General features: G+C 50.5%; 23 protein-coding genes. 15 read left to right on the top strand and 8 right to left on the bottom strand.

Features of this window, described 5'->3' with window-relative positions:
- Positions 1-110: 110 nt before the first annotated feature.
- Positions 111-335, bottom strand: coding sequence for a helix-turn-helix transcriptional regulator (locus O1V65_RS13810; RefSeq protein ID WP_269129804.1), 225 nt, complete (start codon positions 333-335; stop codon positions 111-113).
- A 146-nt stretch (positions 336-481) separates the two neighbouring features.
- Positions 482-1051, bottom strand: a complete 570-nt coding sequence (locus O1V65_RS13805) for an inovirus Gp2 family protein (protein ID WP_269129803.1) — start codon at positions 1049-1051, stop codon at positions 482-484.
- A 1105-nt stretch (positions 1052-2156) separates the two neighbouring features.
- On the opposite strand from O1V65_RS13805, the gene O1V65_RS13800 reads away from it, so the two are divergent.
- The 11 genes from O1V65_RS13800 to O1V65_RS13750 all read left to right on the top strand — a co-directional run bounded on the left by O1V65_RS13800 (position 2157) and on the right by O1V65_RS13750 (position 9505).
- A complete protein-coding gene (locus O1V65_RS13800; RefSeq protein WP_269129802.1) occupies positions 2157-3125 on the top strand; it encodes a hypothetical protein in 969 nt (322 codons plus the stop codon).
- 142 nt (positions 3126-3267) lie between these two features.
- Complete coding sequence (locus O1V65_RS13795) at positions 3268-4152, top strand: GTPase family protein (protein WP_269129801.1); 885 nt, start codon at positions 3268-3270, stop codon at positions 4150-4152.
- A gap of 219 nt (positions 4153-4371) precedes the next feature.
- Positions 4372-5100, top strand: coding sequence for a helix-turn-helix transcriptional regulator (locus O1V65_RS13790; RefSeq protein ID WP_269129800.1), 729 nt, complete (start codon positions 4372-4374; stop codon positions 5098-5100).
- The gene (locus tag O1V65_RS13785) at positions 5097-5603 is read left to right on the top strand and encodes a hypothetical protein (RefSeq protein ID WP_269129799.1); all 507 of its coding nucleotides are present in this window, start codon (positions 5097-5099) and stop codon (positions 5601-5603) included. Before O1V65_RS13790 ends, O1V65_RS13785 begins: the two co-directional genes overlap by 4 nt.
- 65 nt (positions 5604-5668) lie before the next feature.
- Positions 5669-5953: a hypothetical protein gene (locus tag O1V65_RS13780; RefSeq protein ID WP_269129798.1), complete on the top strand. Its 285-nt coding sequence runs from the start codon at positions 5669-5671 to the stop codon at positions 5951-5953.
- A gap of 12 nt (positions 5954-5965) precedes the next feature.
- Complete coding sequence (locus O1V65_RS13775; protein ID WP_269129797.1) at positions 5966-6277, top strand: hypothetical protein; 312 nt, start codon at positions 5966-5968, stop codon at positions 6275-6277.
- A 215-nt stretch (positions 6278-6492) separates the two neighbouring features.
- Positions 6493-7314 carry a DUF932 domain-containing protein gene (locus tag O1V65_RS13770; protein ID WP_269129796.1) on the top strand — a complete coding sequence of 274 codons (822 nt, stop codon included), beginning with the start codon at positions 6493-6495 and terminating at the stop codon, positions 7312-7314.
- Between the two features lie 65 nt (positions 7315-7379).
- Positions 7380-7850, top strand: a complete 471-nt coding sequence (gene radC / locus O1V65_RS13765; RefSeq protein ID WP_269129795.1) for a RadC family protein — start codon at positions 7380-7382, stop codon at positions 7848-7850.
- Between the two features lie 12 nt (positions 7851-7862).
- Entirely contained in the window at positions 7863-8186 is a 324-nt protein-coding gene (locus O1V65_RS13760; protein WP_269129794.1) for a type IV toxin-antitoxin system YeeU family antitoxin, read from the top strand.
- A gap of 51 nt (positions 8187-8237) precedes the next feature.
- Positions 8238-8558, top strand: a complete 321-nt coding sequence (locus O1V65_RS13755; RefSeq protein WP_269129793.1) for a TA system toxin CbtA family protein — start codon at positions 8238-8240, stop codon at positions 8556-8558.
- A gap of 113 nt (positions 8559-8671) precedes the next feature.
- A complete protein-coding gene (locus O1V65_RS13750; RefSeq protein WP_269129792.1) occupies positions 8672-9505 on the top strand; it encodes a DUF4942 domain-containing protein in 834 nt (277 codons plus the stop codon).
- Positions 9506-9711: 206 nt separating this feature from the next.
- Here the strand turns inward: O1V65_RS13750 and O1V65_RS13745 are convergent, their stop codons facing one another.
- The gene (locus O1V65_RS13745) at positions 9712-10611 is read right to left on the bottom strand and encodes a LysR family transcriptional regulator (protein ID WP_269129791.1); all 900 of its coding nucleotides are present in this window, start codon (positions 10609-10611) and stop codon (positions 9712-9714) included.
- A gap of 128 nt (positions 10612-10739) precedes the next feature.
- On the opposite strand from O1V65_RS13745, the gene O1V65_RS13740 reads away from it, so the two are divergent.
- Both O1V65_RS13740 and O1V65_RS13735 read left to right on the top strand, forming a co-directional pair.
- The gene (locus tag O1V65_RS13740) at positions 10740-11003 is read left to right on the top strand and encodes a DUF2798 domain-containing protein (RefSeq protein ID WP_017492637.1); all 264 of its coding nucleotides are present in this window, start codon (positions 10740-10742) and stop codon (positions 11001-11003) included.
- Between the two features lie 111 nt (positions 11004-11114).
- A complete protein-coding gene (locus O1V65_RS13735) occupies positions 11115-11915 on the top strand; it encodes an SDR family oxidoreductase (RefSeq protein ID WP_017492636.1) in 801 nt (266 codons plus the stop codon).
- Here O1V65_RS13735 and O1V65_RS13730 read toward each other — a convergent pair.
- From O1V65_RS13730 to O1V65_RS13710, 5 genes are all read right to left on the bottom strand, one after another.
- Positions 11912-12757 carry a DeoR/GlpR family DNA-binding transcription regulator gene (locus tag O1V65_RS13730; protein ID WP_017492635.1) on the bottom strand — a complete coding sequence of 282 codons (846 nt, stop codon included), beginning with the start codon at positions 12755-12757 and terminating at the stop codon, positions 11912-11914. The genes O1V65_RS13735 and O1V65_RS13730 overlap by 4 nt on opposite strands.
- Before the next feature lie 158 nt (positions 12758-12915).
- Positions 12916-13869, bottom strand: coding sequence for a D-ribose ABC transporter substrate-binding protein (locus tag O1V65_RS13725; RefSeq protein ID WP_017492634.1), 954 nt, complete (start codon positions 13867-13869; stop codon positions 12916-12918).
- A 67-nt stretch (positions 13870-13936) separates the two neighbouring features.
- Positions 13937-14998, bottom strand: coding sequence for an ABC transporter permease (locus O1V65_RS13720; protein WP_192503414.1), 1062 nt, complete (start codon positions 14996-14998; stop codon positions 13937-13939).
- A 61-nt stretch (positions 14999-15059) separates the two neighbouring features.
- Entirely contained in the window at positions 15060-16610 is a 1551-nt protein-coding gene (locus O1V65_RS13715; RefSeq protein ID WP_017492632.1) for a sugar ABC transporter ATP-binding protein, read from the bottom strand.
- The gene (locus O1V65_RS13710; protein WP_165429723.1) at positions 16607-17260 is read right to left on the bottom strand and encodes a DUF2291 family protein; all 654 of its coding nucleotides are present in this window, start codon (positions 17258-17260) and stop codon (positions 16607-16609) included. Before O1V65_RS13710 ends, O1V65_RS13715 begins: the two co-directional genes overlap by 4 nt.
- A gap of 552 nt (positions 17261-17812) precedes the next feature.
- On the opposite strand from O1V65_RS13710, the gene O1V65_RS13705 reads away from it, so the two are divergent.
- Together O1V65_RS13705 and O1V65_RS13700 are read left to right on the top strand one after the other, a co-directional pair.
- Complete coding sequence (locus tag O1V65_RS13705; RefSeq protein ID WP_192503416.1) at positions 17813-19396, top strand: FGGY-family carbohydrate kinase; 1584 nt, start codon at positions 17813-17815, stop codon at positions 19394-19396.
- Positions 19389-20927, top strand: a complete 1539-nt coding sequence (locus O1V65_RS13700) for a glycerol-3-phosphate dehydrogenase (RefSeq protein WP_269129790.1) — start codon at positions 19389-19391, stop codon at positions 20925-20927. Before O1V65_RS13705 ends, O1V65_RS13700 begins: the two co-directional genes overlap by 8 nt.
- Positions 20928-20934: the final 7 nt, after the last annotated feature.

The following is a 20934-nucleotide window of genomic DNA, read 5'->3' as shown; positions in this document are numbered from 1 at the left end:
GCAGGTGTAGACCATCCCTGTATGGGCAGACTGGCAGTTTCCGAATGGCGGAGTGATTAAGGTCGAAGAGGTGAGTCGTTGGCTTTAAGGTGCTGGAGTTGAATGATGGGTTACCTGCGAGACTCCACAATACGCTGCTGCATCCAGTTTTCCACTTCGCTTTTGAACCAGCGTGAGCTGCGTCCGAGCTTTATGGGCTTAGGGAAAGCGCCATCTTGAATAAGTTTATAAAACCATTTGTCTGTCATACCCGTAAATGTGGTGATAAACGTCATGTCGATGAGTGGGTCTTCGGCGGAAAACTGGCCAGTGTGGGCATTGTTCAATGTGTTCATGGTTATTCTCTCCCTTTGAATGTTCAGTTGCGGGAGAAAACCGGCGTGTTTGTAAAATGCACGCCGGTACTCCCTCAAATGATAGGGACGCGGGTAAAAAATACCTGACTCGTGTTATCAGGCCGACGGGACGTACGTCGAAGCATTTAGCCCCGACTGCAACCGAAGTTGCGCTCTCCGTCGTCAGTAACTTTGGTATGGTCTTTGGCGAGATAAGATGCACGTTCTAGTGCCTGCTGCAGCTGAGTCTCATTCCCGCTCTCTAACCATGAGGAAGGGCTTACTGGAAAGTGAGCCAGGGTCAAGAATTGCTGTGTATCTACCTGCAAAGCACTACACCATGCCTGCTTAATCATCCCTGCTAATGAATCTGGTGAGTTGTAATCACCCGGACTACACCAAGTATCCCGATTCAAAAGTAAAACGAGGTGATAGTGCTTTTTGCCGTTTAACTCACCGAACTCACGTGCCCATGCGTAATGCAGAGTTGTCGGCCAGATACGTTTGCCTTCACGCTGTTTTCGTGACTGTATCGCTTCAATCCTGGCTTTTAAGGATGCTGTAAAACGGGATATCACAGCTGCATCAGTAGCTGCTGGACAGTCAGGTAAACGTAGGTCAACCCTTAGCGCTAACACTCGCTTATGTGCTTTCAGCGCGCAGCTGAAGGTATCGGCAATTCGTTTTTGCCAGTAAGTATTGTAGGTGTGAGTCATTGGGATTTACTCTGGTAGGTTATTGTCCATATTCATTACCGAAGCCGTAAGAAAATACTTATTTATGATATGGGCTCGATGCCATCGAATTAGTTTTTCTGGTTAGAAACGACGCCATCTCAGTAAATAACTAGAAGTTGTTTCAACGACTTTGAATACTGGCAATATTCATTGCTTAAAGATCTCAGGTAAACAGTAACCAACGTCGATCTGCCAGGGGATGAGTAGGCAACCAATGAAGCGGATATAGCAGCAACTGAATGGTAGTAACATAGGGAAGAAGACTATATCAGGGGAGCAGGTCAAGGAGATTGGTATGACTATCTGAGCATTGCATTTAATCTTGGAAGCAGGTTTTACCTAACCTATTTTGTCAGTTCAATTGGAATCATCGTTGATAGACGATAGCTATCAGAATTAACGATTGATCAGACTAGTAATACTATTAGCTTTTAAGTAGCTCTCTATTGAGTTGTTGCACTCAACTTGATAGTTCATCTACAAATTAAATTAACTGCGTGATTCAACCTTTCTTTATTATTTATATTACCAATCCAACATGATTATCACTTGAACACTAACCAGGTTATCAAGCCAGCTACGGATATCTTGGCAAGAATGGCCTGGGTTTTAACTCTGCAATTACCCATTTTCTTTCTAAAGACTGTTTCGCCCAAATCTGCTTACAGGTAAAGATTGCAATCACTAAAGATGCATAATCTGAAGTTTGATTCCTGGCGAGTACAACTGTTTCTATAGAACAGATGAGGCCGTAATGAAACATCCTTTCCTCGTCTCTTTGCCAAGGTTATGATTGAGTTTAAGCACTATGGGTATTAGTGTAGGACGCTCTATCGAAGGTATCATCAAAGCATGTAATCGAACTCTGCAGAGCAATGAAGAGCCAGTGCCAAGGAAGAAACCAAGCAAATGATAAAAAAATCATTACTAACTAACCATTATAAAACTTAAAGAAAACCATTGTTAAACTACAATCGTGCTTCACGATGACTACCAGATAAGTTTTATGGTGACCATAAAACCATTGTTATGCTATGTTAAAACTACTTAAATCATCATTTCGTAGTTTTATTGAGGACGACCTATGGTTATTGATTACAATGTAAGTAGGCAATCACCTATCAAGAAAAATAATCTCAGGGCCAGTGTTTTTTATTTGTATTGGTTAGGTGTAGTTAAAAACATCAGAGCGGAAAGTGTGAATCTTCAAGATGCAGAAAGTTGTCGCATGGCAGCAAATCTTCTCATCAATAATTATTTTCCTGACAAGGTTAGCCAAGAAAAGTTGCTGGCTGAAATGGAAGGTTCTTACGATGTGAATATTCTCAGCTTGGAAAATTTCGACTGGCTTAAGCTGGATGAGCGAGCAGCATTCTGGTTATGGGCTTATATTTTAAAAGTAGATGATTTTGATCTTGGAATTCACTCTCCAGCAGGCTCAAGGTTTGGGGAGAACTGGTATTTTCGCCTTGGATTGAGTTATTCACCATCTAGCCATCAAGAGAGGGTAAACGTTATTGTTACATTCTTTGATCGGATTATCATTAACGACAGACCAGTGAGTGATCTTAAAAAACGCGTGATAGATTGTCTAAAAGATCAATGGAAAAATATTTTCAGCAAGCCACTCCCCTTAAAGTGGTTGCCTAATGATGAAGATTCGATACTTTGGGCATGGAATAGCCTTAAATCGCTACAGGATGAAAGAAATAGCCCTAAAAGTAAGCCCTCATCTACTCCATCAATGCCGGGATTGAGCACATGGTTTACTCCTCTAAACCATGCTGAACGGTGCCTTGCTCTGCGTGCAGCGCTGGATATATGGGATGACTCACAGGACACTAAAAAGTTATTTCTTCTGAACCTTAATAAAGCTTGGAATCAACAGAAACTCCGCCAATCTCGTACTGATAAAAAAGCGCTTAATACTTATCTAAAAAATGAAACAAAAAATCGATTAGATCTACTTTCTGCTCATTACGATATACGTATCAGCGATATGCTTGAAAGGCTAATTAACGATCATTACAAGAGTTTCGTGCCTAAGGAATAGCACTAATGTGAGGACGCAGGGGTTATCCAGCACTTATCACTTCGCGTAAAGCACACTCAAAAAATTTCAGACCTACATTACCTCCATTGAAACGATAGCTGATTTAGCTGTCGTTTCATCATTTCACCTAATGGAGGTTAATGTGTCCGATAAAACCGAACAGGGTATACAGGCCCTCAAGCAGCAGTTATCTCTTCTCCCCGAAGCTCTTTCACGAACGATACTGGATCGGATTCGCCAGGCGATTCATTACGAACCGGTCATTGGTATCATGGGAAAGACTGGCACCGGTAAATCGTCCCTTTGCAATGCGCTTTTCCAACAACCCCTAAGCCCCGTGAGCAATGTGGAAGGTTGTACCCGCGAACCACTGCGCTTTACTTTGAACGCAGGTGGACGTTGTCTGACGCTAGTTGATCTACCCGGAGCAGGTGAATCCCTGGACTCTGACCGAGAATACCTACAACTCTATAAGGAGCAATTGCCGAAGCTCAACCTCATCCTCTGGGTAATCAAGGCCGATGACCGCGCCAGTGCCACCGATGAAACCTTTCATCGATTTCTGCTCGAATGTGGCGTTTCGCCGGGCAGTATTGTTTTTGTCATTAACCAGGCTGATAAGGCAGAACCCTCCGAGGAGTGGGACTGGAAAATGTCTCAACCTTCCAACAGCCAAGTGCTGACACTTACAGCCAAAAGCTCTGCCGTTTCCCGTCAATTCCCCACACCTTATCCAGTACATGCCGTTTCGGCGAAGACTAATTACAACCTTTCACGTCTGGTGGAAACACTAATTTTTGCTCTACCGTCTCAGGCCAGTAGTGGCGTGTTCAGTCAGATAAAAGGGGAGCATCGCACGTTAGATGCTGAAACAACGGCCCGAAATGATTTTGGTGATCTGCTCGGAAAGCTGTTTAGTCGTGTGGTGGAAGTACTACCTCTGCCAAAGATGATACGCGATTGCCTGAACACGTTACGGGAAGGGGTGGTGAACGTTGCGACCACATTGTGGCACTGGTTTTTTTAATTTCAGGGGAATATTGATGCCAATACTTAAAAGGCTGGTGACAGGGTGTGGCCGCATCAGGGGAGCTATCTGAATAAATTATATTAATTTAATTTTATTCAATGAATTAAGGACAACAAGAATATTTTATTTTTCCGCAACTCTTCTCATCTGTCGGACATAACCCGTCCAGCCCAACCTGCATAATAACTTATTGTTTTTTAAATTATGGAGGGACCTATGCACACCAAGGAACTCGCGCAACGACATGACAAATTAGCCCTCAGGCTTTCGGTCATTATCAGCCGACTTCTATCAGGTGAAATACTATCCATGAAGGCGCTCTCGAGCGAGTTTGGCGTATCTGAACGTACCCTCCGTCGGGATTTTCATCAGCGCCTTTTCCATCTTGATATAACTGGAGAGCACGGGACTTGGCGACTGAGTAAAAATCCTCTGCGCGATCATACCCCAGGTGCACTGGCGTTTGTTCGCAACACCGGCATAGCACATCTCATACCTTCATCAAGTCGGAAGTTAATGCAATTGCTGATAGATGAAAATGGGACTTCTCCTTGTCTGATAGGGCATACGCAGCAGCAAGTTGGCACAGCACCGGAGTGCTTCCTACGGCTTGCCGAGGCCATTTATCAACATCGGACGGTCAGTCTGCTCGTGAAAGGAATTCGTCATGATGACCTGGATCCCTATCGACTGATTTATTCTCATCCGAATTGGTACCTGGTCACCAGCCAGCGGGGTGCAATCCGAGTCATTCGGCTCGAAGAGGTGGCATCTGTTTTCCTCTCAGAACAGCATTTTCATCGTAAAAGTGAGATTGGTGCACTTATCACCAATCAGGATTTTATCAGCGCACTCCCGCATTTTCATTTCATCAGCAACGTCATTTACACCTTTGGGGAAAAATACCCAGAACAACAGTTCAGACCAAAAGGAGTCAAAAAATGAAACATATCGTTAGCCATTTGTTGCTCAGCGCAGGGCTGATGCTTCCAATGCTGCCGTCAGCCTATGCGGATATATCGCATGCACCTCCACCAGCTGCCTTGCAGCATTGCGCAAAACCCGTTTTTTATGCGAAGACAGCAAACCACAAAAAAGAGGTGGAGATTTGTATAGTCTCGCCGTCGGTGTCGTATTCGTTTGGTAAAACCGGTGATACCCATAAGGAGATGAGTATCACTATCCCTTCTGATCACGCCAGTTATGCCTACCAAAGCAATCAGGCTATTAGTCTTCAGGAGTTTACGGTCAGAAACGGCGATACCCGCTATCTGATTTCGGCGGGGACAAACGGCGAAGGTAAACCGTTTGCTTCCATCGATGTTTATAAGGGCGCACCAGATTCAGGAAAACGGCTGGCGGAAATCGAACTCGATCCACATACGGTGGTAAATAATATCAGCCATGCACTTTCGGAAGAAGGCATCGCTGAGTCAGACAGTCTCTGATCAACATTACTGAAATATGCACTCGGTGGTGCTGATACCTGAGGTTTACAGAAGGGAAGTTATTAATGAATTTATTGTTATCTGCAAAATCTCGACAGAGAGGTTTTTTCCTGCTCTGCGCGCTATCTTCTGCGCTCGTGCTAAGTGGATGTGGCGATAAAGATGAACACGAGTTTATTCGTGGCTGCAAATCAGGCGGTGGTACTACCGCTATTTGTGGATGTATTTGGGATGACCTCAAAACCAAATATACCCATGGAGAGTTGCAAAAAATGAACCATCAGTATGGCTATGTACCACAAGGTTTCATGGACAATATGTTGAACGCCGCACAGCAGTGCAGAAAATAAGGACACATCTAAATGGCACTTATTATTAAATATTTAGCCCTCGCTTTTGTTATTGGGCTCATCGTTGTGTTGTATAACGTTTTCAGCGCAACGGGAGAAATCCGGGACTTTGGGCAGGGAATGAGTTACCTGTTCTGGATGACCCTGGGACCAGGGATTGGGATGGTTATTGGCGCAGCTTTGCGACTTTGGCTGATGCCGGACGCAGTTTATACCAGTGAAGGTATGACCGGATTGCTAAAAGCGCGTCTTTTCTGGCTTGCCGGACCACAGTGCATTGGTTGGCTGGTAGGGGTACTGGCCGTTGGTAAACAACTGATGTAGCGACTTCACGTATGATGGGAATTGCCGTCCTTCGTAGTTAAGAGTAAAGGAAAAACAGTCATTTCAATACTCCTTTTAGCGTTTTCAGTCGGCTGTAGGAAGCATTGCTGAAGAATACTTTCAGCAATGATCATTAGACGTATTTCACATAGGCCATGCTTCCTTCGGGACGCATGGCCTTTTTTTGTTTAAGTCCCCTGATTAAGGAATTTACTATGGCGCTATTAGCCTCCCGTTTTGGCACCGTAAACCTCGTTCGCCGTGACCGTCCACTAACTCGTGACGAACTTGCGCATTATGTGCCGAGTGTCTTTAGCGAAGAGAAACATCAATCACGCAGCGACCGATACACTTATATTCCAACGATTACCCTACTAGATAACCTGCAACGCGAAGGTTTCCAGCCATTCTTTGCCTGCCAGACTCGTGTGCGAGATCCAAACAAACGCGAACACACAAAGCATATGCTTCGTCTACGCCGTGAAGGGCAGATCACCGGCAAGCAGGTGCCGGAAATTATTCTGCTTAACAGCCACGACGGCTCCAGTTCATACCAAATGCTGCCGGGTCTATTCAGATCTGTTTGCCAAAATGGGCTAATTTGCGGTGAGAGTTTTGGCGAAGTGCGTGTTCCCCATAAAGGTAATGTGGTGGAGAAAGTCATTGAGGGGGCCTACGAGATTCTGGGGGTTTTTGATCGAGTGGAAGAGAAGCGCGACACTATGCAGTCGCTGATGCTACCGCCACTGGCTCAGCAGGCGATGGCAAAAGCGGCATTAACCTATCGTTTTGGTGAAGAGCATCAACCGGTGACGGAATCGCAGATCCTGTCCCCACGCCGCTGGCAGGATGAGAGCAACGACCTGTGGACGACATATCAGCGTATTCAGGAAAATCTCATTAAAGGTGGGCTATCGGGGCAAACGACCAAAGGCAAACGCGCCCACACCCGTGCAGTTAAAGGTATCGACGGTGATGTAAAGCTTAATCGCGCGCTGTGGGTTATGGCCGAGAATATGTTGCAACTTGCTTCATGAATATTTTCACTATCCTTGAGGCCTTGCCAATAAATAGGTGAAGCCTTATGTTTTAAGGAACAATTATGTCTGCATTAGATTTGTCCCCAGTATTTGCTGCAAACGAGCAGCGAGTCATACGTCGAGCGTTACGACTGTTAGAAAAATATCAGCGTCAACCGACTGAGCCATTTACCTCCACTAGCTTTACTAAAAACTGGCTGCGGCTACAGATGGCCCATCAGGAACGTGAGGTCTTTCTTGTTATGTGCCTCGACAACCAGCACTGTTTGCTGGAACAAGAAATACTGTTTACCGGCACGATCAGCCATACCGAAGTACATCCCCGTGAAGTGGTTAAATTAGCCCTAAAGCACAATGCAGCCGCAGTCATTCTGGCGCACAACCATCCGTCTGGTACGACAGAAATTAGCAAGCAAGATAAACAAGTCACTCAGCAGGTAGTGAAAGCGCTGGCACTAGTTGAGGTGCGGGTATTGGATCACCTTGTGGTTGGGAACGAAGTAGTTTCATTTGCGGAGCATGGTTTACTTTAAACGGAGGTTTTCATGGCATTAATACCACCCCATAAATGGGGACTACCAAGCGATATCACTCCACGATTTGGCGCACGATTGGTGCAGGAGGGCAATTGTCTATATTACCTTGCTGATCGTGCCGAATTAATAGGGAGCTTTACCTCTGAACAGCTGCAAAAACTTGAACAGGCTTTCCCGCTATTTATAACAAAGCTGGAAAATATGCTGCATTCCGGCGCGCTAAATCCACATCATCAATACCAGGTAGAAGTTCATCTTGATGAATTAACATGCATAGCAGATACCCGTGGTAGCTGCGGCTACGTTTACATCGCTATCTATCCTCAGGCTTAAGCCACGCAGTAACACCTCCTTTTTCCTTCTATCATTATCAGGACTTAAACCATGCAAATTTCAACTGTACCGGCCACGGTGCCGGTTTCATCACGCCTGTCGCCCGTGCAGACCTGGCAGCAACTGTTAACTTATCTTTTAGATCATCATTACGGATTAGTGCTTAACGATACTCCTTTCCATGACGAAGCCGTCATACAGGAACATATCGAAGCGGGGATCACGCTCGCTGATGCGGTGAATTTCCTGGTGGAACGCTATGAACTGGTTCGCACCGATCGTAAGGGATTCACCTGGCAGAATCAGGCGCCATTTCTTACCGCTACTAATATTCTCAGAGCCAGGCGTGCTACCGGGCTGATGAATAAGTAAACTTTTCGAGCCGCATTCCTGATTTTTACCTCCGTACTTTCCACTCTTTTTATTCATTACATAATGCGCCTGCCACTCCCAGCAGGCGTGTTTGCTTTTATGGGAAATTTACGATGCAAAGAGAACCCGACGTGTTAACGGAACACAACGAGCTCATACTTTCGACCAGTATTGAACGTGTTGTTTCTGGCCGTGATGCAGCATTGGTGCAGATTGAACAGCTCATCAAACAGCTTGATGACATTTCCCGATTAACTTCAGAAATCGGCGGTGGTACAGCGCAATACTGGGCTATGAAATCAGGGCACCGCTACGATAGTTGGCTAACAGAAAGAGTAGATAAAGCTATGCCTGCAATCATCCGTAATATCGACCGCAGTATCTGGCGCGATTTGATGTTGAAATCCGGCATGATAGCCTTGATGGATGCACAGGCTCGCGATCAGTGGCATAAGAACCTGGAGGAGGGCGACCTTCCAGCAATTAGTGAGGCTAATATCCTCAGTACTTTTGAGCAGCTACATCTATACAAAATGGATGTCTTTGAACGTGGGATCATCAACGTGTTTAAAGGTTTGTCGTGGGATTACAAAACTAATAGCCCATGCTGCTTCGGTAAGAAGATCATCATTAATAATCTGGTGACGCATAACCGCTGGGGATTCAGTCTTAACTGGGGCTGGCGGCGGGATCAACTGGCTGACCTGGAGAGAATGCTGTTTCTGCTCGATGGTAAACCGATTCCTGACAACCGTGGTGATATCTCTACTCGGTTGATGGAGCATATTCGTGATAACCCGGCGAAGGAAGCTTATGAGGATGGGTTTTTCAGCATTAGTTACTTTCAGAAGGGTACCGCACATCTGATATTCAAGCGGCCCGAGCTGATTGAGCGAATGAATGGTATCATTGCCAAGCATTATCCAGGCATGCTGGCCCAGCGATAATGGGCTGTATTTTCAAACAAATTTATCTGTTGGTATAAATGTTGGTATAAATTTTATCGAACAGGATTTTATCTATATAAAACATATTGATACTTTGTGTATTCGAATCCTGTAGGGCCATTAATATGGCAGCGCCAGAATTCAGACATCTCAGGATGTCTTTTTTTATGCCTGAAATTCACTGCTGAACCCTTTGCAGCAAAGCATTACATTCCCTCCAGAAAGTCAATAAACGCCCGTACTTTGGCATTGAGCGCCGAACGTTCCGTCACGCAGGCATAGATATTCATCGGTAAAGGTTCCGCTCGGGCGGTGTCGTCGTTAAAAGTAGTAAATAACGCTACCAGCTTTCCCGCATCAATCAACGGTTGTGCGACGAAGCCTGCAAGTCGGGCAATGCCGCCGCCGTTTAGTGCAATTTGCGTAATGATATCGATGTCATCACTGATAAAACCGGGGTTCAGTTTGGCGTTGAAACGTTTGCCGTCACGCACAAAACTCCAGGGCAGGAAACGGCCATCGGTGGGATAACGAAAAACCAGGCAGGAATGATGGCTCAGGTTCTCAGGCGTTGCGGGTACGCCTGCGCGGTCAAGATAGGCAGGGGCGGCGCAAAACACAAAAGGGATTGAGGCAATAGGGCGGGCGATAAGCTGATCGTTGAGCTGGGCCTCGATCCGAATGCTGACATCTACGCCTTCTAGCCGATGATCGACGCTGCGATCGGTGCTGATGATCTCTATTTCGATATCTGGATAAGCATCTTTAAACGCAGGCATGCGCGGTGCGAGCACGTGACGGCCAAAGGCGGCGGTCGTTGCGATACACAGCGCCCCCTGAGGTTTGGTCTCGACGGCAGCGGCCTGCGAGGCAAGGTCGATATCCTGCGGGATGTGGTGCACTTTCTCGTAATAACGTTTGCCGCTTTCGGTGAGCGTCATGCTACGCGTAGTGCGCGACAGCAGCCGCACCCCTAAATGATTTTCGAGCCGCGAGATGCTCTGGCTTACAGCTGCAGGGCTTATGCCCTGGGCACGAGCCGCTGCTGCGATGCTGCCGTTATCCACCACGCGGATAAAGCTATTGATCAGGCCCAGAATATCCATTGATGCTCAACGCTCCATTCGTAATTTTTACTTAGCAATGATTAAAGCATAGCGCCTCTACCGCCGTACCGGAGAGCTTGTTAGGTTAAGCGCTCTTACGCTACTTATCAAAAAAGCAGGAGACAACGATGACCCAGAGCACCCTGAAGAATACGGCAAGGATCCGCTTTCCCAAGCATACCTCACCCTACGTTTTTGCGCTTTATATGGCGACCATCATGGCGTTTATGATGAGTCTGGTGATCACGTTCGCTGAATTTGGCGCAGGGGATCATTACATGGCAAATGTGATGAATGCCTATCGCGTTGCAATGCCTGCGGCCTTCGTTTGCATTCTTGTGGTTCGGCCTGTGGTAATGCGTCTGGTGAGCTGGACGGTGCACGGTCATTGAGTCTGTTTCTGTAGGAGTTTGTAACCTTTGCGTGCTCATTATTTCGGTGCTGAACAACTCTAGTGACTACACTAAGTTGTAATACCCAATAGAAATCAATGAGGAGCATGCATGAATTTATCTCTTACTCATCAAATTGCGCTGGTCACCGGTGCCAGCTCGGGCCTTGGCTATGCCTGTGCCGAAGGGCTGGCAGCCGCCGGTGCCAGCGTTGTTGTCAATTACAACAGTCATGCAGAACCCGCCGAAGCCTTGGCCGCACAGATTCGTCAACAGGGCGGTCAGGCTATCGCGTTAGGGGGAGATGTCTCGAACGAAGAGGACGTTGAGCGTCTGTTTGAACAGACGATCGCCGAATTCGGGGCGTTGGATATTTTGGTCGCCAACTCGGGCTTGCAGAAGGATTCGCCGATTGGTGAGATGACGCTGGCGGACTGGAACAAGGTGATCGAGGTGAATCTCACCGGGCAATTTCTCTGTGCCCGCGCGGCATTACGTCAGTTCCGCAAACAGGGGACACAGCGCAATGTGAGCCGCGCCATCGGGAAAATTATCCACATGAGTTCGGTGCATCAGGTTATTCCCTGGGGTGGGCACGTTAATTACGCGTCTTCGAAAGGGGGAGTGGATATGTTGATGCGCAGCATCGCGCAGGAGATTGGTGGCGAGAAGATCCGCGTGAATTCTGTGGCTCCTGGGGCCATCGCTACCCCCATCAATGCAAGCAGCAGAGAGGGAGAAGGTACCAACAAAATCCTCAAACTGGTGCCCTATGGGCGGATCGGTGACCCTGTCGACGTTGCTAACGCCGTGGTCTGGCTGGCTAGCGACCTCTCCGACTACGTGCATGGCACCACGCTGTTCGTTGACGGTGGGATGAGCCTCTATCCCGGTTTTCAGGATAACGGCTAATCAGCTTTCATCGGTGCAACCACCACATTGACGTTTTTATCCTTCATGCGCTGAATGATGGGCAGCGGCGTGCCTTGATTGACGATGACCACGTCAAACTCGTCGAGGTGGGCGAAGCTATGCAGGGCGCGGCGTTCAAACTTGGTGTGATCGACCAGCAGAATACGTTTCTCGGAGGACTCAAACATTGCGCGCTTGGTTTCGACCATCTCGGCCGACTGGTGAAATACCCGATCGTCGATAATCGCCGACATGCTGACGAAGAACATATCCGCCTGTAAATTCGCGATTTCCTTGCGCGTCATCTGGCCCATAAAGGCGTTGCACCAGTTATAGAACTGGCCGCCGAGGCCCATTAAGGTGATGTCGCGCATTTCTTTGAGCTCGGTCATCACTGTGAGTGAGTTAGTAATCACCGTCAGCGGCGCTTTTGACGGCAAATAGCGCGCCATTTGCAGCACGGTAGTGGAGTCATCGAAAAATATTGCCTGACCGGGTTCGATATAGCTGGCCGCAACCTCGGCAAGGGCACATTTTTCTTCAAGCTGACGGGTGGAACGATAAACGTCGCTGGACTCGACCAGGCTGGTGGGCGTCGCGGAAACCACACCACGCGTCTTTCTCAGCAGGCCGCGCTCGACCAGTTCATCAATGTCGCGATGTGCGGTCATCAGGCTGATGCTGAAGCGGTCGGTGATGTCCTCAATACGAATCGCGCCTTCCGCCATCACCGCCTCGACAATCAGCTGGCGACGTGCAAGCTGTCTCGCCTGGCGACTGTCGCTGGGCAGCGCTTCCGCCATGAAAACGTCGACTGCATTATTTTGGGAAGCCTGAGTCATAGTGAGTTCCAAAAGACGAATTAACGTCACCCCGTCGGCACGAGAAGGGCGACGGGGTGTCCTGTAAAATCGACCTATTACAGCGCTGATTGAGCGGTTTGGCAAATCAGCGAAGTAAAAAAGCCTGTAAGAACGGAAAGTTAACCTGTTTCTCTGCGTTAATTAGACAGTTTGAACGCGGAAGTGTATTTCGCGACGTTATCCTTGTTAATCAGCACACAGTCAAACAGCTGTTTCTCCTGAGCCGCACCGGTTTTACCGGTTTTAAGGAAGGTATCGGCCTCATCAATCGCCTTGGCGGCAAATTGTGCCACTGGCTGCATGACGGTGTAGGCCAGTGTGCCGGCTTTCACTGCATCAACCGCGTCCGGTGAGCCATCGAATGCACCGACTTTGACCTGACCCAGTTTCCCCGCTTCTTTCAACGCGGCAATCGCGCCAAGCGCCATTTCGTCGTTGCCGCTGATCACCCCTTTAATGTCAGGATGCGCCTGAAGCATGGACTGCATTTTGTTATAGCCCTGAGTGCGGTCCCAGTTGGCAACCTCTTTGGCAACCTGTTTGAGGTCAGGATACTGTGACAGCACGGTATCGTAGCCGTTGGCACGGGTTGCGGCATTGTTATCTGACGGCGAACCGAGCAGTTCGACGTAATTACCGCTGTCGCCAACCGCCTTGACCCACTCCATTGCACCCAATGCGGCACCCTGCGCGTTATTAGACACCAGTTGCGCCTTCGCCAGTCCGCTCTGGTTCAGCTCGGCGTTGATAACAATCACCGGGATCCCCGCCGCGATGGCTTTCTTGACCGATCCTACCGAGCCGTCTGCGTTAGCGGGATCGAGGATAATCGCTTTGGATTTGTTGGTGATCGCCGTGTCAATCAGTTGGCTTTCGGTGTTGGTATCGCCTTTATGGGCGCTGACCGTCGCCGAATAGCCGAGTTTTTCAGCCTGTGCCTTAGCCACCTGGCCCTCGGTGTACCAGTAAGGGTTGGAAGGGTCGTTGACGATAATCGTCATCAGGCCTTTATCCGCCCAGGAAGGGGTCGCGAACACCGTCATTGCGGCGACGGCGGTGACCATCAGGAAACGTCTGCTGTTATGGAACATGTGAGATACTCCAGTGTTTGTAGGGTGTAGAGTTTTCTATCTTATTGTTTTTACATCTAAAGTCACATCACTTGCTGCGTCGTCCGTACTGTAGCGTGTTAAGCAGTACGGCCAATACGATGACCGCGCCGGTGAATACGGTTTGCCAGTAGGCGGAAACCCCGATAATAACCAGCCCGTCGGAAAGAAAGCCGATGACGAATGCGCCAAGCAGCGTGCCGCGAACGTTACCGCGTCCGCCGGTCAGTGCCGCACCGCCGATAACCACTGCGGCGATGGCGGTCAGTTCATAGGTGGTACCTGCCGTCGGGCCTGCCGAGGTGAGCTGGGAGGAGAGCACCAGACCGGCAATGGCGGCGCAGACGCCAGAGAGGACATACACTGTGATTTTGACCCGTTTTACCGGCACGCCGGAGAGCGAGGCGGCACGTTCGTTACCGCCGGAAGCATACAGCCAGCGGCCAAACGCGGTGCGGCTGAGCAGGAAACCGCACGCCAAAGCGATGACACACAGAGTCAGCACGCCAATGGGAATATTGAAGATGCGGTTAAAGCCGAGCCAGTCGAAGCCGGTATTGCCGAGCACGCTTTCACCGGAGAGTTTGTTGTAGGTCAACCCGTTGGTCATCAGCAGGGCAATACCGCGCGCAACGTACAGTGAGCCGAGTGTGGCGACGAAGGCCGGCACGCGAAACACGGCGACCAGGACTCCGTTAATCAGGCCGACGACCGCACCGAGTGCGAGGGTCAGAATCACCACCGCCCAGACCGGAAAATAGAGGATGACGCCAAATGCCTGCAGGTTGACGCCCTGCATCAGAAAGCCTGCAAACACGCCAGCAAGGCCGAGCGTGGATCCTACCGACAGGTCAATGCCGCCGTTGAGGATAACCAGCAGCATACCTATCGCCGGCAGCCCAAAGATAGCGACGTGAGACGCCATGGTCAGGAAGTTGGCAGAATTAAAGTAGTTCGGCGACATGATAGAGAACACGATAATAATCAACAGCAGGGCGAAGAAGGCACGGCCTTCGAGCAGCAGCTTGGCGATGCTAAAGCTGCGATGGCTCGAGGGTTTTTTCGCCGTGGGTGCACGCGAGGTGCTCAGGGCATGGGTTCTGTCGTTCATGATAGTTCGCTTCCAATGTTTTCGTAAAATCCGAGTCGCCTGAGGTCAGCGTGGTCGGCTATCAGGCCACGAGCGATTCGCCCGAGGCGGCCATAATCTGTTCTTTGGTTGCACTGGCGTCGAAGATGGCGGAAATATGTCCTTTGCTCATCACCACGATACGGTGCGCCACGCTGAGGCATTCGCCCACTTCCGACGTCGAGTAGATAACCGCCAATCCTTTGCGGGCGTTCTCGGCCAATAGCCTGAACACTTCGGCCTTGGCGCCGATATCAATCCCCCGGCTCGGCTCATCGAGCAGGATGACTTTGGGATGCGTCGCCAGCATTTTGCCGATGACCACTTTCTGCTGGTTGCCGCCGGAGAGGGAGCCGATAGTGGCTTCGCCGCCGGAGGTTTTCACCGTGACGTTGCGGATAGACTCATCGACCAGCTGCTTCTCACGTTTTGGGGACAGCACCAGCCTTTTGACAAAATCGCCGATGCTGGCGAGCGTAAGATTTTCACCGACGGTCATGGTCTGAATCAGGCCATCGCGCTGGCGGTCTTCGGGCACCAGTGCCAGACCGCTCTCGATACGGTCGGCGATACTCAACCCAGTGATCTCTTTCCCGTTCAGGGTGATAGTGCCTTTTTCGGCGTTAACTCGACCGGCGATGCACTCCATTAATTCGGTGCGTCCTGCGCCCATCAGGCCATAAATACAGACGATTTCCCCGGCGCGTATTGCCAGTGACAGGTTGTCTACTACCTTGATGCCGGTCGGGCCTTTCACCGTGAGGCCGCCCACTTCCAGCGCGGTATTACCGAACTCATAGCCGGTCGGCGGTGAGCCCAGGTCGAAATGCTCACCCACCATGTTGCGCACGATCCACTGTAAATCGATATCCTCGCGTTTGGCGTAGGCGGTCATTACGCCGTCGCGCAGTACCACCGCGCGGTCGGTTATCTCCAACGCCTCTTCGAGGTGATGCGAGATATAGACGATGGCGACGCCGCGGCTGGTCAAATCGCGAATAATCTTGAATAGCACCTCAACCTCGGCGGCGCTCAGTGCGGAAGTCGGCTCGTCCATGATTAGGATGCGCGACTTAACCGACAGTGCACGGGCTATTTCAACAATCTGCTGCTGGCCGAGACGCAAGTCCTCAACCAGGGTTAAGGGGTCGATCTCCTCCTCCAGCTCTTCCATCAGTTCACGGGCGATGCGTTCTTCTTCGGCGAAGTTCACGCCGGTGGCATGATGAAGTTCACGGCCGACGAAGATGTTGTCGCGCACGTTCATATTGGGAGAGAGGTTCAACTCCTGATGAATGATTGAGATACCGCACTCACGGGCCTGATTGGTGGAATTGAACACCACCGGCTCGCCGTTGAGGAGGATTTGCCCTGAACTCGGGGTTATCACGCCGGAAAGGATCTTCATTAGCGTCGATTTTCCGGCACCATTTTCGCCGAACAGCGTGGTGACCTGTCCCCGGCGAATGTCGAAATCCACTTCTTTTAGGGCGTGAGTCGAGCCATAGACTTTGCTGACATTACGCGCCGAGAGCACGATTTCGCCCTCAGTCTGGTTATCAATGACGTTGGGATGAGTGATTACATTGCTCATTGGACGGTCATCCCTACTGGCGTTACCAACCAGTTTTTCGGATTAAGCAGGCGGAATACGCCGGTGACTTTGACGGTTTTTCCGCTGAGATGTTGGGTATCGATATTGCTCAATACCGCTTTTTTCATCGCACGGTTAATCCCCGAACCGGCATTCTGGTACTCAATCTGGTTCTTGAAATCCCCAAACTGAAGGGTGCCGGTCGCGTCGCGCAGATCGGTGCCGTTAATGGCCGGACCGGTTTGCAGACGCACCTTGATGTCGTCCGGCATGCCCGCGACTTTAAGTGCGTAAATGCCCATCTCGCCTTCTCCAACTACGCCTGTTAACGAAACAGAGAATACCGGCATCGGGCTACCGACGCCGTATTTCGTCGTCGCAGCCGCAGGGTCAGCGTTGAGCGCCGTGGCGAGCGTTGCCGCATCGACTGCACGCGATTGAACGCTTTTCTGAATCTGCGGGAAAGTTTTGTCCCCGTAGCTGTCCGGATTGAAGGCCTGCTCGGCCACGTCTTCCGTTGAGCCAATTTTGACCACTTTGGTGTTCAGGCCAATGGCCACCATCACAGCAAGCGTAACGGCCAAAGCGACGCCAATCTTTTTTAAGGTTCGCGGCGTGACCTGGTTAGAAAGGATTGAAAGCGTCGTCATAGCATGGACCTCATAGTGACTTTCCCTCATGGCCTATATCACATGATTAGTGTGATTATTATCATATCTATGCGGCGTTTTGCCGCGTTGAAATGTTATAAATATGATAACTGTTAATGTTGAAAATGTTATGCGTGATATTTTTTGTCAATCGCTTTACCGACTTTTTTTGCGGTTGGAGATCTGGATCTCCTTCCTGTTTGCTTTTTAGCCTTCTCGACGTTAGTTGCGGATCCTTAACGCCTGTATTTATCAGGAGTTTCTTGTTTAAATAATTGATTTTATTTGTATTTTAAAATTAATGCGAAGTTACGATTTTACTGGGAGTCTCAAGCTCTCTCAGGATCACGTGGTGATTATTATCTGAGTTTTCCCTGATGCTGGTCTAAAGACAATAAAGAGTTTCCCGACAAATGTGATCATTTATCAAACAAATTTGTGATCGAGAGCGCTTACTGAATTGAAAAATTTTATTTGTACTGAAATTTAATTCATTCTCTATGTTAGCTTAGTGATATGTTTAGTTTGCCCCTCAACATTCGGGAGTAATAAATGGATAACCGCGACATTATTCTCGGCATTGACTCCGGAACCTCGGTGGTAAAAGCCGTCGCGTTTGACCTTGAAGGTCAACAATTGGGTTGTGCATCGGTCAGAAATACCTATCAACGTGGAGAAGACGGATCGGCGCTACAGTCAATGGATAAAACCTGGCATGACTGTGTTGATGCTATTCGTCATCTTGCCGATGACATCGAGAATCTGGCGTCGAGAGTCGTGGCGCTGGCGGTCACGGCGCAGGGAGACGGCACCTGGCTGGTGGGGAAAGAGAATCGTCCGGTAGGGGATGCGTGGATCTGGCTTGACGCTCGCGCCGCTGATACCGTCCGCCAGTTGGAGCAGTCTCCGCTTTCTCGTGAGCGATTCAGCGCCACCGGCACCGGCCTTAACACCTGCCAGCAGGGCGCGCAGCTTGCCTATATGCAGGCGCATCACCGCGAACTGCTGGAGAGCGCCGAGGCGGTGATGCACTGTAAAGACTGGCTGTACCTTAACTTGACCGGCGTGCGCGCCACAGATCCCTCCGAGGCGAGTTTCACCTTCGGTAATTTCCGCCATCGCGGCTACGAAGACGTGGTCATCGAGGCATTGGGGCTTCAGGAACGACGCTATCTGTTGCCGGAAATTGTCGAGGGTACCCAGGTAACGCATCCGCTCACGCCCGAGGCCGCCGAGGCTACTGGGCTGCTGGCGGGAACGCCGGTCTGCCTGGGCTATGTCGATATGGTGATGACCGGGCTGGGTGCCGGTGTGCACACCGGCGGAGACGCCTCCTTTAACAAGAATACCGCCTGCTCAATCATCGGCTCTACCGGCGTACACATGCGTTCGGTGCATTCGTCCGATGTTTTCCTGAATCAGGCGCAGACCGGCTACGTTATCACGCTGCCGATACCCCATCAGGTGACGCAGATGCAGACCAACATGGCCGCTACGCTCAATCTCGACTGGTTACTCAACATGACGCTGTCGCTTATCGAGGAGTTTGGTGGCAAGGCGGATCACGCCACGCTGGTGAAGCACCTCGATAAATGGCTGGAGAACACCCATCCCGACGAACTGATGTATCACCCCTATATCTCTCTGGCCGGTGAGCGGGGGCCATTCGTTAATGCCGACGCCCGCGCCAGTTTTATTGGTCTGCGCTACAGCCACGGCTACGCCGATTTGCTTCGTGCGGTGATAGAGGGGATTGGTATGGCGGCTCGCGACTGTTATCGGGCGATGTCTGCTCAAACGCCGCTCGAGCTGCGGTTGTCCGGTGGCGCGGTGCGTTCGGCGAAGGTGCGGCAGATTTTGTCCGCCTGTATCGGGGCACCGGTGCGGGTCAGCATTCGCGATGAGGCCGGGGCCGCAGGGGCGGCGATGATGGCCGCCGTGGCGATTGGCGCTTACCCCGATATGGAAAGCTGTATTGCCACCTGGGTTACGCCGTTGCTGAGTGTGGTCGAAACGCCTTCCCCGGCGCTGGTCAACCATTACAACCGACTGTTCGAGACCTATCGGCAAACGCGTTCGCTGTTACCGCCGGTGTGGGCCGAGTTGCAGTCTCTGAAAGGAGTAGACAATGAGTGATTCAGACTTGTTGGACGTTTTTGTCATTGGCGGCGGCATCAACGGCGCCGGTATTGCGCGCGACGCCGCCGGACGTGGCCTGTCGGTGATGATGTGTGAGAAAGACGACCTCGCTCAGGGCACCTCTTCCCGTTCCGGCAAGCTGGTTCACGGCGGTCTGCGCTACCTCGAATACTATGAATTTCGTCTGGTGCGCGAGGCGCTGATTGAACGCGAGGTGTTGCTTAACTCTGCCTGTCACATTATCTGGCCGATGCGCTTTGTGCTGCCGCACAGCCCGCAGGACAGGCCCGCGTGGCTGGTACGCCTTGGACTGTTCCTCTATGACCACCTGGGAGGGCGAAAAAAACTGCCCGGCACGCGTTCACTCAATCTCGACCGAAGCCCTGAAGGCACGCCTTTGCTCGACGAATATCATCGCGGTTTCGAGTATTCCGACTGCTGGGTCGATGACGCGAGAATGGTGACACTCAACGCGCTTGGTGCGAAAGAGAAGGGCGCGACAATTCTTACCCGCACCGCCTGTGTGATGGCGAAACGCAGCAAGGACCGCTGGGAGATTTTTCTGCGCGATGAACATAGCGGCGAGATGCGTCAGGTATTCGCCAAGGTACTTATTAATGCCGCCGGTCCATGGGTGCTGGATATCGTCAAACAGGTAACCCACACCCGCAGCGCGCGCAACGTGCGGTTGGTGAAAGGCTCGCACATTATTGTGCCAAAATTCTGGGAAGGGCAGCAGGCCTATCTGGTGCAGAATCATGATAAACGGGTGATTTTCATCAATCCGTATGAGGGCGACATGGCCCTGATTGGCACCACGGATATTCCCTATGAGGGGCGCGCCGAGGACGTGAAGGCGGACGAAAGCGAGATCCAGTATCTGATGGACGCGGTAAACCGTTACTTCAAGGTCAAGCTGCGCCGCGACGACGTGATAACCCATTTCTCCGGCGTGCGGCCGCTGTTTGACGACGGTAAGGGCAATCCGTCTGCCGTGACGCGCGACTACGTGTTCGACCTCGATACGCAGGGTGGTGCGCCTATCCTGCACGTGTTTGGCGGCAAGATAACCACCTTCCGCAAGCTGGCCGAGCACGCGATGCAACGGCTGAAAGAGGCTCTGCCGAACATGGGACCGGACTGGACGCGGGAAAGCGTGCTGCCTGGCGGGGAGATTGAAAACGCCGATTTCGAGGCCTTCAGCGAAAAACTCAAAACCGATTACCCGTGGTTGCCGCCGTCATTGCGTAAACACTTTGCTCGCCTCTATGGCGCACGAACCGGCAATCTACTGGCAGAGGCCACCACGCTCGCCGACCTAGGACGCCATTTCGGCGGCGATTTTTACGAGGCCGAAGCGCGCTACCTGGTAAAAAACGAGTGGGCACAGCGACCGGAAGACATTCTCAAACGCCGCACCAAACACGGGCTACATCTTTCGGAAGATGAGATTAAGGCGTTCGAACAGTGGTTTGAACAGACGCTGGTCACGCAGCCACCGGTGGTTTTACAGGCAAACGCCAGCTGATTTAGGG

The organism is Rouxiella badensis, from assembly GCF_026967515.2.
GTDB classification, from domain to species: Bacteria; Pseudomonadota; Gammaproteobacteria; order Enterobacterales; family Enterobacteriaceae; genus Rouxiella; species Rouxiella badensis.
This window is presented reverse-complemented; position numbering and strand designations above follow the sequence as displayed.